This window comes from Streptomyces sp. NPDC000878, assembly GCF_053599695.1.
The window spans coordinates 193,619-208,011 of the sequence record NZ_JBSFMT010000006.1; the positions used below are offsets into that span (position 1 = coordinate 193,619).

The following is a 14,393-nucleotide window of genomic DNA, read 5'->3' on the forward strand; positions in this document are numbered from 1 at the left end:
CCCTGAACCGGCAGGCGCGGGCCACCTCAGAGCCGTGGGCCGGGGATCCGGATCCGACTGGACCAGGGCCGCGCGCTCCGCGTCCTGGTGGACGACGAACTCGTCTGCCAGGACGCGGAACGGGCCGGCTTCAGCGTCGTACGGGCCCGCTGCACGGCCGAGTCCGACGCGCCGAAGGATGCGCGGGAGGGTGAGGGCCGGACCTGCGGAGGTCGCCCACTACGGTCACTCGCCGTCCTCCAACCGGAAACCGACCTTCAGCCCGACCTGGTAGTGCTCGACCTGCCCGTCCACGATCTGGCCCCTGACCTGTGTGATCTCGAACCAGTCGAGGTTGCGGAGGGTCTGCGAGGCGCGGGTGATGCCGTTGCGGACGGCCTGGTCGACCCCCTCGTGCGAGGTGCCGACGATCTCCGTGACCCGATAGGTGTGGTTCGACATGCGGGGCTCCTCTCCGCGGTGACGGCGGCGTGGCGTCACCTGTGTCCGGTGTGTGGGGCGCGTCACTCCACCGTGCCCCAAGCAGCGGCGGAGCGCGAGGCGTCCCGGACACACAGGAGGGGATAAAAGTACGATATTCAAATCCATCTGATGATATAAGAATCACGTCAGGAGGTGGGACCGCACGCGTGGTGGTTCACGCGGCTGTGCCCGAGATCTGCCGATCAGGGGTTGAGAGGAGACCATGCGGCGGTTCAGAATCGCGATGTCCCGACAGGCGCCGACTACCGTGGCGCGCCGCCCCGTCCACCGTGAGGAAACGTGGGCGCAGTGGTACCGCCCCTTCTCGGTCTGTGTGGACCTTCTTGCCGCGGCCCTGCCGGTCGCTGCGACGTTCGTGGAGGTCGAAGAACCGCACCCGCTGCGCCTGGCGGCCACCGCAGCCCTGCTGTGGCCGCTGATCGGGCTGGTGAGTAAGCGCAACACGCCCTTGGCCTGGGGCGACGGAGGCGGCCTCCGGGCCGTCATACGGGACTGGCTGGTCCTGGTCGGCGCCCTGGCGACGCTTCGTGTGGTCTGCGGACTGGACAGCGTGCCCGCCGAGGCGTTCACGGCACTGATCCCCGCGCTGGTCGTCACGGGGGTCTGTCAGAAGATGATTCACCGTCACCTGCTGGCCGCCCGCCGGGAGGCCCGCGCCCTGCGTCACGTGGTGATCGTCGGCGAACCACCGACGGTCGACGCGGTGGTGGAGCAGCTCTCCCAGCGCACGGACCACGAGTACGTGATCGTCGGCTCCTGCCCGGTGGGAGAGGGCGACGTGCGCTCCGGGGTGCAGGTGTGCGTGCGGCTGCCCTGCGAGGAGCCCGAGACGCCCGAGGAGGACGCCGCGGCCGTGCTCGGGGCGGCCGACAAACTCGCGGCCGACCTGATCTTCGTGGCGCCGGGCCGGCACATGTCGGGCGACCGGGTGCGCCGGCTGTCCTGGATGCTGCACGACAGGGGCCGCTCCCTCATGGTGCTGCCCGGCGTCGTGGACGTGGCACGCCGGCGGATGCGGCTGACCTCGGCGGCCGGACTCACCCTGCTGCACATCGCACCACCGCTGCAGCGCGGCGCGCACACCGTGGCGAAGGCCGTGCTGGACCGGGTGGGCGCCCTGGTGCTGCTCCTCCTGCTCTCACCGCTGCTGCTCGTGCTGGCGCTGGCCGTCCGGCTCGGCTCGCCGGGTCCGGTCGTCTACCGCCAGACCCGGGTCGGCTGGAACATGCGGCAGTTCGCCATGTGGAAGTTCCGCACCATGGTGGTCGGCGCGGACCGGCTCAAGAGCGGTCTGGAGGCGGAGAACGAGAACGACGGGCACATGTTCAAGATGCGGCGGGACCCCCGGGTCACCCCGGTCGGCCGGATCCTGCGGCGTTACTCGCTGGACGAACTGCCCCAGTTGTTCAACATCCTCTTCGGCCACATGTCCCTGGTCGGTCCACGTCCCCCGTTGCCCGAGGAGGTCGTCAAGTACAACGGGATCGAGATGCGTCGGCTCAGTGTCAAACCGGGCCTGACCGGGCTGTGGCAGGTGAGCGGCCGGTCCGACCTGTCCTGGCGTGAAACGGTCGCACTCGACCTGCGTTACGTCGACAACTGGTCGCTGACCGGGGACATGAACGTCATGGCCCGTACCGTGCGCGCGGTGCTGGACGGCCAAGGCGCCTACTGAACAGGAGTGTGGTCCCGTGGGGCGTGCCGTCGGCCGGACCGGCACGCCCCACGGGCGGTCCTCCATCCAGGCAGGTCTGCCGCCAACACGCGGTGATCGAAGGTGCTCCGTCCCCGGGGCCGTGAAGGATCGCGGACGTGGACGTCTTGGGCCCCCGGAAGGGACACCGTCATGGCAAAGACCACAGCCGCACAGCCCGCGGCCGCACAGCCCGAAGCAGCAGAGCCCGCAGTCGCACCGCCCGGAACCGTCCCGCACGCGGGTGACGCGGCAGGGGAGACGGCGTACCGGGCGGTCGTGGCGCGATCCCTGCGCGGCTTCACCGGTGCCGGCTACGAGAAAGGCCGCCCCCTGCTGGTCCAGGCGGCCTGGTTCGCGGCTCTCCATCTGCTCTTCGTCAAATGGTGGTTCCCGGCCCGGTGGCGGCCGGTACTGCTGCGTGCCTTCGGCGCCCGTGTCGGAGAGCGGGTGCTGATCCGGCGCGGGGTGCGCGTGCACTGGCCGTGGAAGCTGGACATCGGCGACGACGTGTGGATCGGCGAGGACGCCTGGATCCTCAACCTGGAACCGGTGACGATCGGCCAGGACTGCTGCGTCTCCCAGAGTGCGCTGCTGTGCACGGGCAGCCATCTCCGTCGTTCCGCCACCTTCGAGTTCGACAACGGCCCCATCCGGCTGGAGCCGGGCTGCTGGGTTGCGGCCCGCGCCGTCGTGCTGCGCGGCGTCACTGTCGGCCGGGACGCGGTGGTGGGGGCCGGTGCCGTCGCGCACCGGGACCTGGCGCCCGGCTCGGTCCTGACGGCGAGCGGTACGCCGGGAGCGGCCCCGGCCGTATCAGCGAAGGGAGTCACGGCATGAGACTGGTCCATGTGGTCACGCTCGTCAGCGACGACGGGGCCTTCGGCGGTCCGACGAGCGTGGCCGTCGCCCAGCTCGAGGAATGCGCCGCCCGCGGTCACGACGTCACGCTGGTGTCGCTGTGGCGGGGCAGGGCCCGCGCTTCGGAGCGTGTCGGAACCGTCCGTTTCGTCTCCCGCCCGGCACGGCGCCTCGTCCCGGGCCGAGGGTGCCTCGGACTCGCGCATCCCCTGCTGCTGTGGGACCTGTGGCGGACCATGGGGCGCGCCGACACCGTTCACCTTCATGCGGGACGGGACCTCGTTTCCCTCGCCGGGCTCGCCGTCGCCCGGCTCCGGCGCACGGACTTCGTCACCCAGACGCACGGCATGGTCGAGCCCCGCACAGGTCTCGTCGCGCGGGTGTTCGACAGTCTGTACGTGCCCCTGCTGCGCCGGGCACGCTGCTGCCTGGTGCTCACCGAGCGGGAGCGACGGGCACTGACCGAGGTGCTGGGCCCGGACGGGCCACCGCTGGTGTCACTGCCCAACGGCCTGCGCACGTCCGGCGAGCGGCCGGGCACTCGGCCGAGGGACGACAACCAGGTGATCTTCCTCGCCCGGCTGCACCCGCGCAAGCGCCCCGAGGCGTTCGTCGAGATGGCCGCCCTGGTCCACAAGGAGATCCCCGAGGCACGCTTCACGCTGTACGGAGCGGACGAGGGATCCCTCGCGGCGGTGAACGGGCTCGTCATGGACCGCGGGCTGACGGATGTGGTCTCCTACGGCGGCGCGCTGGAGCACTCCGCGGCGCTCGAAGCCTACCGGAGAGCCGCCGTGTACGTCCTGCCGAGCGTGCACGAGCCGTTCCCGATGACGGTCCTGGAGGCACTGGCCGGGGGAACACCGGTCGTGTGCACGGACAGCAGCGGCATCGCGGCCGAACTGGAGCGCGGACAGGCGGCGCTGGTGACCGACGGCAGCCCGGAGGCCCTGGCCGATGCGGTGGCCGCGCTCCTCGTCGACGAACAGCTGCGCAGCCGACTGGCCGAGGCGGGTCGCCGCGCGATCGACGAGGTGTTCTCCATCCGGGCCGTCGTGGACCAGCTCGAGGGCATCTACCAGGACCGGCCGGGCGCGGGGTGACACAGGTGTGACGGCTGCCGGCCACCTCGGACCCGCCGGATCGACGGCGAGCCCTGGGTGGCCGGCGGCTTCGACCGACCAGGGGAGGCGGCCCGCCGGTGAGCCGCCGTCCGTGAGGAGAACGGCGGACTCCCGCGGCGGACCGGTCAGCGTGCGGCGCGGCGCTTCGCCGTCCGGAGGATGTCCTCGAAGCGCGAGGCGCAGCCCTCCAATGCGAACTCCCGTTCGGCCAGCGCGCGGCTCTCCTTGCCGAGCGCTTCGGAACGCGCCGGGTCGGACAGGACCTCCTGGACCCAGGCGAAGGCGTCGTCGAGTGAGGACTCCTCCGGCGGGAAGACAGCCGACCCCGCCTCGCGCAGCAGCTGCGCGGCCAGGTTGTCGGCGGGCATCAGGCCGAGCACGGGACGCCCGGCGCACAGATAGGACAGTGTCTTGGACGGGACGGAGAACTCCCCCGCGTCCGCCGCCAGGAGAACAACGAGGAGGTCGCCGGTGCCCAGGACCTCGGGCAGCCGCTCGTAGGGTTGGAAGGGCAGCAACGTCAGCTCGACGCCGCGGGCGGCCGCGGCCTCCCGGAGGACGGGCACGGCCGGACCGTCGTTGACGACGACGAGACGCACCGGAGCGCCGCGGTCCCGCAACCGTTCGGCCAGCTGCACCAGCAGGACCGGATTGTGTTTCAGCCCCAGGGTGCCGGAGTACAGCATGGTCCGCACTCCGCTCAGACCCTGCTCGGCCGACCAGGCGTTGGCTCGGGCCACCGGCACGATCTCGTCCAGCGGTGCCCAGTTGGGAATGACGGTGACCTTGCCGGCGGTGCCCCACTGCTCGTGGATCCGCACGAATGACTCGGCGATCACCACGATGGCCGAGGCCCGGCGCGCCGACCACTTCTCGCCCGCCCCGAAGATGGTGGCGGCGACGCCCATCGACTTCGCGACGTCGGCGGCGGCGAAGCGCTTGAGTGCGACGGCGGTCACGTCCTGGTGCCACAGCACCCAGGGGATGCGCAGCCGCCTCAGCACGGCCGCTGCCACGACCAGCACCGGAATGGGCAGATTGGACAGCATCACCACATCGGGCTTCTCGCGCCGTACCTGCCGGGCCAGTTCGAGGCCCAGCAGGGTCTCCTGGTGGAGCCGGCGGAAGTACGCCTCCTTCCTGAGCGCGGTGCTGTCCCCGATGGTGACGAAGCGGAGGCCGGGGGTGTCTTCGGCGAGGTTGCCCTTGCCGGAGACGTAGGCCGTACACGTGGAGTGGACGACATAGTGACCGCGGCGTGCCAGCTCCCGGCTGAGCTGGGCCTGGAACGGGTGGCCGCTGTAGTCGTGGACGAGGATCCTCATCGGCTCGTGGTGTCCTGGTGCTCGGTCGGGTGTCACTGGTGGGAGCGCTTGACCTGGTCGTAGACCCACGCGTAGGTCTTCTCCAGACCGTCGACGAGGGAGACCGACGGCTCCCATCCGTAGATCTCGCGGATCAGGGTGTTGTCGGAGTTGCGCCCGCGCACGCCCTGCGGGGCGTCGAGCCGGTGGGCGCGCTCGCAGCGGACGCCGGCGATCCGCTCGACGATGTCGACGAGCTGGTTGATGGTCACCAGTTCCGACGATCCGAGGTTGACCGGTACACCGCTGTCCCCGTGCATGATCATCTGGCTGCCGTGGAGGCAGTCGTCGATGTACATGAAGGAGCGGCTCTGCTGTCCGTCGCCCCAGATCTGCAGCCGGTGGTCACCGGAGAGGACCGCCTCGGCCACCTTCCGGCACACCGCGGCCGGAGCCTTCTCCCGTCCGCCGGTCCAGGTGCCGTGCGGGCCGTACACGTTGTGGTAGCGGGCGACGCGGGTGACGAACCCGTGGTCCTCGGCGTAGTGACGGCACATCCGCTCGGAGAAGAGCTTCTCCCAGCCGTAGCCGTCCTCCGGCAGCGCCGGATAGGCGTCCTCCTCCTTCAAGGCGGTGACGTTCGGGTCGGTCTGCTTGTCGGCCGCGTAGACGCAGGCGGACGAGGAGTAGAAGTAGCGCTCCACGCCGGCCTCGTGCGCCGCCTGGAGCATGTGGGTGCTGGTCAGCACCGACATCATGCAGGCGGCCTTGTTGTTCTCGATGAAGCCCATGCCGCCCATGTCGGCGGCGAGCATGTACACCTGCCGGGCGTCCCGGACGCCCGCGCGAGCACTGTCCAGGAGCGACAGGTCGGCGATCACGTTCTCGGCGTCCTCGTGGACCTGGTACCACTCGTGCCGGGGCTTGATGTCGATGGAGCGGACGGTCAGCCCCTGGGCGAGCAGGTCGCCCACGAGATGGCCACCGATGAATCCGCCGCCTCCAGCGACGACGACGTCGACCCGCTTGCTCATGCGTAACTCCTCTGGGAATCCGGAGATCTGATCTGAGGTCAGCCGGCCCGCCGCTGCTCGTGACGCCGGTCCATCACCGGGCTGCGCGGAGACCTGCGCGATAAGCTATGCAGACTTGTCATGATTTGGGGTAAATGGCACGCCGCCCGATGAACAAGATCACCCGATGACTCTCTCGCCGAGGTGGCGGCGCCGAAGTCAAGGATTCGTGCGCGCCTGGGACGATTTGATAATTAAGCATGCTATATATCGTTTGGTGATGTTTCGTCCAGAATGCTCACTCGGCAGAGAGGTCGGGATGCAGGACGCTCGCGTCCGCAGTGTGGCTGCGGTTTCCCTCTGGGCCGTGGTGCTGACCGTCCTGCTGCCGGGGCTGATCCTCCAGTCGGACGGCGTGCACCTGTCGGCCGCACTGGCCCTGCAAGGTGTCGTCGTGGCGCACACCGGCGGTGCGCTCGCCCGCGTGCTCACCGCGGGCACCGTGCGGTTCATCGCCTTCGGCTTCTGGGTCTTCGTCTACATCTGGCTCGGTCTGGCCCCCTTGGCGATGCTCGCCGCCGACACCTACCCGTGGCCCAACCGGACCAGCGAGGTGACCGCCTTCCAGGCGGTGGCCGTCGTCGAACTGGGTCTCGTCGCCTACAGCGCCGGAACGGCCCTCGCCGCCCGCCGTGGCCACGCCCGCGCGGCCTGTGCTCCACCGGGATTCCTGGAACGACTTCTCTCCCGGCGTCTTTCCCCCTGGCGGCTGCTGGCACTGTGCGGGCTCGCCCTCGCCCTGGCGGTGCTGCTGATCTCGGGCCAACCCGGCCGTCTCGGCGCGTACTTCACAAGTCGTCAGGCCATCACCGAGGTCGGCGCCCCCGACAACGGGCAGGGCGGCTTCATGCAGGTGCTGCTCAGCTGGTCGCTGTCCGTGCCCGCCTTCTGGGCGCTGCTGGGCCTGCTGCGCGTACCCCGCCTGCCCGGCGGCGACCGATGGCTGCGCGGCGTCCGCTGGCTGCTGCTGCCTGTGCTCCTCGCGCTGAACGCCGTCGTCAACAACCCCATCAGCAAGCCGCGGTTCTGGGTCGGCACGGTCCTGCTGACCCTGCTGTTCACCGCGCCCCGGCTGTGCCGGCCCCGTGCCTTCCGCATCGCGGCGGCCGCTCTCATCGCGGCGCTCCTGCTCGTCTTCCCGTACAGCGACTACTTCCGCTACAGCGAGCGGGAGGACGTCGCCGTCGTCTCCCTCGCCGACCAGTTCACTACCAACGGCGACTACGACGCCTTCCAGCAGGTGCAGACCGGACTCGACTACGCCCGGGAGAACGGGTTCTCCCCGCAGGACGCGCTCGGCCCCCCGCTGTTCGCGGTGCCGCGCTCGATGTGGCCCGGGAAACCCGACGACACCGGCATCACCCTGGCCAGGTACGCGGGGTACGACTTCCTCAACCTCTCCGCGCCCCTGTGGATCGAGAGCTACCTGTGGGCCGGCCCCTACGCGGTGGTCATCGTGTTCCTCCTGCTCGGCGCGGCCGGACGGCGTGCGGACGACGTACGCCACCGGCTGCGCGACCGGCCGGACACCGTCGCCGCCCTCATGGTCCCCGCCTTCGCCTTCTACCAGATGGTCTTCCTGCGCGGCAGCCTGCTCGGCATCGCGGGCCCACTGACCCTGCTGCTGGCCATCCCGCTGCTCATCAGCATCCCGACCGTCAGGACATCCCGGTTCCCCTCATCGGCGGCGCCGACCGCACCCACCCGTCATGCATCGATCCCCGGAACAGGAGGGCACCCGTGACCGGCCCCACCCCCATCGACGACCGGTACGACGAGCCGGACCAGCTACGCGACCAACTGCGCCGACTCCTGCGCCACCGCGTCCTGATCACGCTGGGAATCCTCCTGGGACTCCTCGGCGGGCTGGCGCTGTCGCTGCAGCGAGCTCACACCTACACCGCCACCAGCGAAGTCCTCGTGCGCTCCACCACCGACCCCTTCGGCGCGGTCGGCGTCTCCGCCGACAACCAGGTCAGTATGAGCACCGAGCAGCGGATCGCCGCCAGCGCGGCCGTCTCCCACCGCGTGCCACGGCTCCTGGGTCGCCCCGACAACCAGGCCGGCACGCTCGGCGCCCGGGTGCGGGTCACCAATCCGCTGAAGTCCCAGGTACTCCGCTTCGAGTTCACCGCCCGCGGGCCCCAGCGCGCGGCGCGCGGCGCCAACGCCTTCGCCGAGGCCTACCTCGCCGACCGCAAGAGCCGCAACGACGCCACGGTGCTGCGGGCCACCCGCGCCCTGGAGCAGCAGATCACCGTGCTGAACCAGCGGCTGGCCCAGAACCAGCTGGAGCGGGCGACCGCGAAGCCCGCCGCGCAGAACCAGCTCTACAACCTGCAGAAGAAGGTCCTCGACATCAAGTCCCGCGACACCGACGGCGGTGACATCGTGCGCAGGGCCGTGGCCCCCGCCCTGCCCGTGGGCCCCGGTCGGAAGACCCTGCTCGCCGTCGGACTGGCCTGCGGTCTCCTCCTCGGCATCGTGCTGGCCTGGATGCGCTCCGCCCTGGACACCCGGGTCCGGTCGGTGGGTGAGGTACGGGCCGCCCTGGGCGCCCCGGTGCTCGGCCTCCTGCCCTCGGACGACGGGGGCGACGACGCGCTGCTGACGGTCGGCCACACGGCCAGTCCTCGCACGGAGGCGTACCGGGCCCTGGCCTTCCGTCTGCGGCAGCTCGGCAGCCCGGCCGGCCCCGGCAGCGTCCTGGTCGTGGCCCCCCGGCGTGCCGACGCCGCCGAGGAGGTCGGCGCCAACCTGGCCGCGGCCCTCGCCGAGGAAGGTGGCGACGTGCTGCTGGTGGACGCCGCCCCCGACACCTCCGGACTGGCCGGACGACTGCCGCTGCTGCCGTACGAAGCCCCCGCCCTGAAGGAGGGGTTCCGCTCCGAGAGCGGCGTCCTCGTCGACGCCGACGTGACCGGACGCCTCACCTTCTCCTCGGGCGGCCACACCGGCCCGTACACCCGGGCCGCCCTCTCCGGGACCGACCGGACAGGGTCCGAGGCCGACACCTCCACCGTCGTCGTCACGGGGCCCTTCCTCGAGCACGCCGACGTGCTGGCGGTCGCTCAGCGCGTCGACGGCATCCTCGTGGTCACCGGCCTCGACGGCACCCGGCGCGACGACCTCCGGCAGGTGCAGGAGCTGATCGGCTGCTCCGGCGGACGCCTCCTGGGGGCGGTCCTCGATGCCGGGCGCCCACGCCGACGCCTGCGCGCGCTGTTCCGCCGCCGGAAGAACGGTCGCGTGTCGCCCGTCGACACCTCGACCATGGACCTTCCCCTGTACGACGGCACGCTCACCGTCACCCGCCGATGACCGCACCCGAAGCGACCGCTCGCCGCCGCGCCGGGGCCACCGCCCCGAGCGGGGTGGCCGCGGCCGCACGGGGCGGCTGGTGGGGGATGGCGGGGTCTCTCGCGAACGCCGTCTTCTCCTTCGTCTTCGTCGGCCTGATCACCCGGGCCGTCGGAGCGAACGGAGCGGGAGCGATCTTCACGGGCGTCGCCCTGTTCACCATTCTCAGCAACGCCTGCAAGCTCGGTGCCGACACCGGGCTTGTCCGCTTCGTCCCGCGCGACCTCGCCGTCGACGACGGCCGCTCGGTGGGGGCGCTGCTGCGCACGGCCGCCCTGCCGGCGGCCCTGGCCGGCACCACGGCCGCCGTGCCCCTGCTGCTGTTCCCGTCGGTGGCCACCACGCTCCTGCCCCACCTGCCCCCCGCGGACGCCGTCGCCCTGGTCCGGCTCTTCGGACTCTTCCTGCCCGCCGCCACCGTGGGCACGATCCTGCTCGCCGCCACCCGGGGCTACGGCACGGTGGTGCCGTTCGTCGGCGTGGAGCAGATCGGCAAACCGGTGCTGCGCGTGCTGATCGCCGTCCCTGTGGCCTGCTATGCGCCCGGACTGCTGGCCCTGGCCTCGGCCTGGCTGCTGCCCGCGCTGGCCGGCTCCGTGGCCGCCTGGTTCGCCCTGCGCCGCTGCCGCGCCGGCCACGGTACGCCGTACACCACGGGACCCGGGTCCGTGCCCTGGCGGACCTTCTGGGGTTTCGCCGCACCCCGCGCGGTCTCCTCCGTCTTCGACATCAGCGCCGTATGGGTCGGCGTCATCCTGCTGTCGGTCATGGCCACGGCCGACGACGCGGGGGTCTACACGGCGATCGGCCGCGTCGTCACCGCGGGCGCCCTCATCCAGCTAGCCGTCCGGCTCGCCTCCGCACCGGAGATCAGCCGCCTGCTCGCCGTCGACAAGGCCGCCGAGGCGCACGATCTGCACCGCGTCTCGACCTGCTGGATCGTGCTCTTCTCCTGGCCCCTGTTCCTCCTCGTCGCCGGCTTTCCGCGGACCGTTCTGTCCGTCTTCGGGCCGGAGTTCGTCGACGGTGCGCCCGCCCTGGTGCTGCTGTGCGCCGCCTCGATGGTCAATGTCGCGGTCGGCAACGCCCAGACCGTGCTCCTCATGGCCGGCCGCAGCTCCTGGCACCTGGCCGTCACCGCCGCGGCGTTCGCGGTGCAGCTGGCCGTCGGCGTGTTCGCCGTGCCGGCCTGGGGTGTGCTCGGCGCCGCCGCGTCCTGGGGTGCGGCCATCGTCGTGGAGAACCTCGCGGCGGCCGTACTCATCCGGCTGGGCCTCGGCTTCACCTCCGTGAGCCGCGGCTACGTGAACGCCCTGGCCGCCGGTCTGTTCGTCGCGGTCGCCCTGGCGGCCTCCCGCGCGTTGGCAGGTGACACACCGACAGGACTCGCCGTGGGAATGGTCTTGGGAATATGTGTATTTGCTACTAGTTTGTGGCGATATAGGACGCCGCTGAGAGTGAGCGAGCTGGTCGGAGTGCTGCGCCGACGCGCTGCATGAGCCCAGACACGGTCGTACCGTCCGGGCTCACCCTGTCGGCGTCACCTCCTCCGTACCACTCCCACAACTGCCACCGGGGTGTCCCTTGCGCCTGAGAAAGCTCCGCACGAAATCGGTCACGACGGCGGCTGTCACCGCCCTCGTCTGCACCACGGCCCTGCTCGAAGCCTTCCCCGTCGCTGCCGCCGACGGGACGTTCACCGCCGATCCGCTGGCCACCTGGCAGACGAACGGCATCGTCTGGTCGCTGGCCTCCGCGAACGGCGTCGTCTACGTCGGAGGCACCTTCGACTCGGTCCGCCCACCCGGTGCCGAGCCCGGCCAGGGCGAGGTGGAACGCCACAACTTCGCCGCCTTCGACGCGGTGACGGGCAAGCTGCTGCCCTGTGCCCCGTCCTTCACCGGCCTGGGCCGCACCGTGCGGGCCATGAAGGCCTCGGCGGACGGCCGCGTGCTGTACGTGGGCGGTTCCTTCAACCGCGTCAGATCCACCAGCGTGGCCAGCGCGGTCGCCCTCAACACCGCAGGCTGCTCGCTGCGCGAGAGCTTCCGCCCGGCGGTGTCCGCCACCGTGCGGGCCATCGACGTGACGGACAGCGCGGTGTACCTGGGCGGTGACTTCGGCCGCGTCGACGGCAAGGTGAGGCAGCGTGTCGCCGCCATCTCCCCAAAGGGCTCCCTGCTGCCCTTCTCGGCGAACCTCGACCACCCGGTGCGCGCCCTGTCGGCCGCGACCTCGCACGGGCGCGTCTTCGTCGGAGGCGACTTCGAGTCGGCCAACGGACGCCAGGACCGTTCGCTGGTCGCCCTGAACCCCACCACCGGCGGGACGGTGCTCTCCTATCCTGGATGGTTCCCGTCCCAGTCGTCGGTGAAGGCCATCGCGCGCGACAGCACCCGCTTCTACGTGGGCGCCGAGGGCCACGGCCCGGGCATCTTCGACGGCCGCATCGCCGGCCGGCTGACGAACAACACCCTTCTGTGGAGGGACACCTGCCGCGGCGCCACCCAGGCCCTGCTGCCCTACAAGGGCGTCCTGTACAGCGCCTCACACGCGCACGACTGCGCCGAGACGCCCGGAGGGTTCCCCGAAAGGGGAGACCGGCAGCACCTGCTGGCCCAGCAGCTCAACGACCGCAGGATCCTGCACTGGTTCCCCGACACCAACGACGGACTGGGCGAACACGTGGGTCCCCGCACCCTGGAGGTGGGACGCGGCATCCTGTGGGCGGGCGGCGAGTTCACCACGGTCAACGACAAACCGCAGCAGGGCCTCACCCGCTTCGGGAGCCGCGACACCGGAGCGCCGATGGTTCCCGCCCTCTCGGTGGCCGACACCGACCCCGGCAGGGTCACCCTCGCCTGGCGCACCTCATGGGACCGGGACGACGCCGAGCTGACGTACAAGATCTACCGGGACGGGAAGCTCGTGGCACGGCGGACCAAGTCGTCCGCCTACTGGGACCGTCCGCGGATGAGCTACACCGACTCCGTGGGCGCGGGCACGAGCCACCGGTACGCGATCGAGGTGACGGACGGGACGAACACCTCGCCCAAGTCCGCATCCCTGAGCGTGACCGTGCCGAAGGCGGAGGAGCGGGCCGCGGGTGAGACGCAGTGACCCGCATCGGATTCGCCCCCGGCGTCTATGACCTGTTCCACGTCGGGCACCTCAACATCCTGCGTGAGGCACGCCGGCACTGCGACCGTCTCGTCGCGGGGGTGACCTCCGACGACCTTGCCGCACGCCTGAAGGGCAGGCTGCCCGTCGTTCCGCTCGCCGAGCGCCTGGACATCGTCCGTAGCGTGCGTTACGTGGACGAGGCCGTCGTGGAGGCGGACGTCGACAAGCTGAAGACATGGAAGCGGGTCGGTTTCCACGTCATCTTCAAGGGTGACGACTGGCGGGGAACCCCCAAGTGGGAAGAGCTCGAGCGCCGCTTCGCCCCGGTCGGTGTCGAAGTCGTCTACTTCCCGTACACCGTGCACACCTCCAGCACCCTGCTGCGCGGCGCCCTGCAGCTGCTCTCGGCGCACGAGCCGACGGAGATGCCCTCAGCGCAGCTCGCGGAACCACTTCACCAGGAAGGCGGCCATGAACAGGACATGGGCGAGCAGCAGCGCGCAGTACACCGAAAGGAAGACCTCCTGACTCCCCAGGAATAGGAAGCTGACGCAGGTCAGGCCGTAGTCGACCGGGAGGAGCAGCACGGATCTCAGTGCTGGGACCGGCCCAGTCGGCGCCGGGACATCACCCGGTGTCCGCCGCTTGAGCTTGTCCGTCAGAATCCCGGCGAAGAAGATCACCACGGCCGCGAGCTGGAACAGCATCGGTGCCAGGAGAAACTCCGGGCCGGGCAGGGAGAAGAACCGGTAGAACGACACCAGCACCACCAGGTGGAGGGCGACGATCTTGACGCAGTCCAGGACATGGTCGAGCCACTCGCCCGACGGGCTCCCCGAGCGCTGACCCCGCGCCAGCTGACCGTCGGCCGCGTCCAGGGCGAACCCCACGGCCAGGGCCGCGCCGACGCAGACCGCCATCGTCGGCCCGGGTGGCAGCAGAGCCACCGCGGCCAGGGCCGGGAAGGTGAACAGGGCGCCGAGCACGGTCAGCTGATTCGGCGTCGCCCCCACCCGGTAGGCCAGCGCGGCCAGTACGCGACCGGCCGGACGGTTGATGAACAGGGTGTAGAGCGACACCCCCTTCGCGGGCTTCTGTGCCGCCGACAGCTGTCTGAGTACCGCAGTAAATTCTGACATTATCCTCCTTTATTGGGCAAAACGTTAGAGAGAAGGCAATCATGGCAGAAAGGGGAGGTTCCATGTCTCGTGTCAGCCGTCGTCAACTTCTGCGTGGCGGAGCGACGGTGCTGGCCGCGACGGCCCTGACAGCTCACAGCGCATCCGCCGCCGTGGGGCCGGGGGGCACTCCCGCCCCACCGGCCGGCCCCTTTGGACCCTGGCGAGGGCGTCCCTCCGGCGACCCGCTGCTC

General features: G+C 70.7%; 11 protein-coding genes and 1 pseudogene. 8 read left to right on the forward strand and 4 right to left on the reverse strand.

The window, feature by feature from the left end:
- Positions 1-225: 225 nt before the first annotated feature.
- Positions 226-441 carry a dodecin gene (locus ACWDR4_RS08550; RefSeq protein WP_369032224.1) on the reverse strand — a complete coding sequence of 72 codons (216 nt, stop codon included), beginning with the start codon at positions 439-441 and terminating at the stop codon, positions 226-228.
- A 355-nt stretch (positions 442-796) separates the two neighbouring features.
- Between ACWDR4_RS08550 and ACWDR4_RS08555 the strand changes: the two genes are divergently transcribed.
- From ACWDR4_RS08555 to ACWDR4_RS08565, 3 genes are all read left to right on the forward strand, one after another.
- Positions 797-2,158: an exopolysaccharide biosynthesis polyprenyl glycosylphosphotransferase gene (locus tag ACWDR4_RS08555; protein ID WP_450405740.1), complete on the forward strand. Its 1,362-nt coding sequence runs from the start codon at positions 797-799 to the stop codon at positions 2,156-2,158.
- A 171-nt stretch (positions 2,159-2,329) separates the two neighbouring features.
- Positions 2,330-3,016, forward strand: coding sequence for a DapH/DapD/GlmU-related protein (locus ACWDR4_RS08560; RefSeq protein WP_450405583.1), 687 nt, complete (start codon positions 2,330-2,332; stop codon positions 3,014-3,016).
- Positions 3,013-4,140, forward strand: coding sequence for a glycosyltransferase (locus ACWDR4_RS08565; RefSeq protein WP_450405585.1), 1,128 nt, complete (start codon positions 3,013-3,015; stop codon positions 4,138-4,140). The genes ACWDR4_RS08560 and ACWDR4_RS08565 overlap by 4 nt, the downstream gene beginning before the upstream one ends.
- A gap of 146 nt (positions 4,141-4,286) precedes the next feature.
- Here ACWDR4_RS08565 and ACWDR4_RS08570 read toward each other — a convergent pair whose 3' ends face one another.
- The gene (locus tag ACWDR4_RS08570; protein WP_450405587.1) at positions 4,287-5,486 is read right to left on the reverse strand and encodes a glycosyltransferase family 4 protein; all 1,200 of its coding nucleotides are present in this window, start codon (positions 5,484-5,486) and stop codon (positions 4,287-4,289) included.
- A gap of 32 nt (positions 5,487-5,518) precedes the next feature.
- On the reverse strand, positions 5,519-6,499 hold the full coding sequence (locus ACWDR4_RS08575; protein ID WP_450405593.1) for an NAD-dependent epimerase/dehydratase family protein: 981 nt from the start codon (positions 6,497-6,499) through the stop codon (positions 5,519-5,521).
- Between the two features lie 322 nt (positions 6,500-6,821).
- Between ACWDR4_RS08575 and ACWDR4_RS08580 the strand changes: the two genes are divergently transcribed.
- The 5 genes and pseudogenes from ACWDR4_RS08580 to ACWDR4_RS08600 all read left to right on the forward strand — a co-directional run.
- Positions 6,822-8,282, forward strand: coding sequence for a hypothetical protein (locus ACWDR4_RS08580; protein WP_450405596.1), 1,461 nt, complete (start codon positions 6,822-6,824; stop codon positions 8,280-8,282).
- Positions 8,279-9,859, forward strand: a complete 1,581-nt coding sequence (locus ACWDR4_RS08585; protein ID WP_450405598.1) for a hypothetical protein — start codon at positions 8,279-8,281, stop codon at positions 9,857-9,859. Before ACWDR4_RS08580 ends, ACWDR4_RS08585 begins: the two co-directional genes overlap by 4 nt.
- Positions 9,856-11,397 carry a lipopolysaccharide biosynthesis protein gene (locus ACWDR4_RS08590; protein ID WP_450405600.1) on the forward strand — a complete coding sequence of 514 codons (1,542 nt, stop codon included), beginning with the start codon at positions 9,856-9,858 and terminating at the stop codon, positions 11,395-11,397. The genes ACWDR4_RS08585 and ACWDR4_RS08590 overlap by 4 nt, the downstream gene beginning before the upstream one ends.
- A gap of 85 nt (positions 11,398-11,482) precedes the next feature.
- The gene (locus ACWDR4_RS08595) at positions 11,483-13,018 is read left to right on the forward strand and encodes a fibronectin type III domain-containing protein (RefSeq protein ID WP_450405603.1); all 1,536 of its coding nucleotides are present in this window, start codon (positions 11,483-11,485) and stop codon (positions 13,016-13,018) included.
- Positions 13,015-13,425 (forward strand): annotated as a pseudogene (locus tag ACWDR4_RS08600) (adenylyltransferase/cytidyltransferase family protein); the annotation flags it as partial. The gene ACWDR4_RS08595 and the pseudogene ACWDR4_RS08600, both read left to right, overlap by 4 nt.
- Positions 13,426-13,452: 27 nt before the next feature.
- Here the strand turns inward: ACWDR4_RS08600 and ACWDR4_RS08605 are convergent.
- Positions 13,453-14,160 carry a CDP-alcohol phosphatidyltransferase family protein gene (locus tag ACWDR4_RS08605; RefSeq protein ID WP_450405606.1) on the reverse strand — a complete coding sequence of 236 codons (708 nt, stop codon included), beginning with the start codon at positions 14,158-14,160 and terminating at the stop codon, positions 13,453-13,455.
- Positions 14,161-14,393: the final 233 nt, after the last annotated feature.

Coding starts and splice junctions, on each gene's coding strand:
- ACWDR4_RS08570 (WP_450405587.1), bottom strand. CDS start 5,486: ATGAGGATCCTCGTCCACGACTACAGCGGCCACCCGTTCCAGGCCCAG.
- ACWDR4_RS08590 (WP_450405600.1), top strand. CDS start 9,856: ATGACCGCACCCGAAGCGACCGCTCGCCGCCGCGCCGGGGCCACCGCC.
- ACWDR4_RS08565 (WP_450405585.1), top strand. CDS start 3,013: ATGAGACTGGTCCATGTGGTCACGCTCGTCAGCGACGACGGGGCCTTC.
- ACWDR4_RS08575 (WP_450405593.1), bottom strand. CDS start 6,499: ATGAGCAAGCGGGTCGACGTCGTCGTCGCTGGAGGCGGCGGATTCATC.
- ACWDR4_RS08550 (WP_369032224.1), bottom strand. CDS start 441: ATGTCGAACCACACCTATCGGGTCACGGAGATCGTCGGCACCTCGCAC.
- ACWDR4_RS08605 (WP_450405606.1), bottom strand. CDS start 14,160: ATGTCAGAATTTACTGCGGTACTCAGACAGCTGTCGGCGGCACAGAAG.
- ACWDR4_RS08560 (WP_450405583.1), top strand. CDS start 2,330: ATGGCAAAGACCACAGCCGCACAGCCCGCGGCCGCACAGCCCGAAGCA.